1 rRNA gene (running past one end of the window) is annotated in these 1,311 nt (G+C 47.1%); it reads right to left on the reverse strand.

Annotated elements, in window-relative coordinates:
• A 23S ribosomal RNA gene (locus tag AC5ZCW_RS22385) occupies positions 1 to 1,199 on the reverse strand; it reaches 1,776 nt to the left of the window's first position.
• Between the last annotated feature and the right edge of the window lie 112 nt (positions 1,200 to 1,311).

The following is a 1,311-nucleotide window of genomic DNA, read 5'->3' on the forward strand; positions in this document are numbered from 1 at the left end:
TGCAAATCCATAGCTTCGGTAATATGCTTATGCCCGATTATTATCCATGCTCGTCCGCTCGACTAGTGAGCTGTTACGCACTCTTTAAATGAATGGCTGCTTCCAAGCCAACATCCTAGCTGTCTGGGCAGACAAACCTCGTTCTTTCAACTTAGCATATATTTGGGGACCTTAGCTGATGGTCTGGGTTCTTTCCCTCTCGGACTTGGACCTTAGCACCCAAGCCCTCACTGCTATCAATCATTATACAGCATTCGGAGTTTGTCAGGAATTGGTAGGCGGTGAAGCCCCCGCATCCAATCAGTAGCTCTACCTCTGTATAACTAAAATAACGCTGCACCTAAATGCATTTCGGGGAGTACGAGCTATTTCCGAGTTTGATTGGCCTTTCACCCCTACCCACAGGTCATCCGAAGACTTTTCAACGTCAACCGGTTCGGTCCTCCACTGTGTGTTACCACAGCTTCAACCTGCCCATGGGTAGATCACACGGTTTCGCGTCTAACACTACTGACTAAAGCGCCCTATTCAGACTCGCTTTCGCTGCGGATCCATGGCTTAACCACTTATCCTTGCCAGCAGCGTTAACTCGTAGGCTCATTATGCAAAAGGCACGCCGTCACCCCACGAAAGGGCTCCGACCGCTTGTAGGCGTATGGTTTCAGGATCTATTTCACTCCGTTATTCACGGTTCTTTTCACCTTTCCCTCACGGTACTGGTTCACTATCGGTCTCTCAGGAGTATTTAGCCTTAGCGGATGGTCCCGCCAAATTCAGACAGGGTTTCACGTGCCCCGCCCTACTCAGGATACCGCTATCCTTTACATTCATTGCTTATACGAGGCTATCACTCTCTATGGCTCTGCTTTCCAGCAGATTCTAATTCTTCATGCAAGAAATATCGCGGTCCTACAACCCCAGCAATGCCGTAACAATCCTGGTTTGGGCTAATCCGCGTTCGCTCGCCACTACTTACGGAATCACTTTTGTTTTCTTCTCCTCCGCCTACTTAGATGTTTCAGTTCAGCGGGTTTGCCCACCTATCGGTGTGCTATATCTTCAATATAGCGGGTTGCCCCATTCGGATATCTGCGGATCAATCTGTGTGTGCCAGTCCCCGCAGCTTTTCGCAGCTTATCACGTCCTTCATCGCCTCTGAGAGCCTAGGCATTCCCCATACGCCCTTATTTTGCTTATTGTACCAAATCATAAATCAATATGATCCGTTTTGTTTTGTTTTTTACAATAGAATTGTAAAAAACGCTTTCTACTTTCTTATTATTTTCTTATCTCAATATGTCAATGAACTTT

The sequence above is a fragment of the Flavobacterium sp. PLA-DH12 genome, assembly GCF_059511845.1.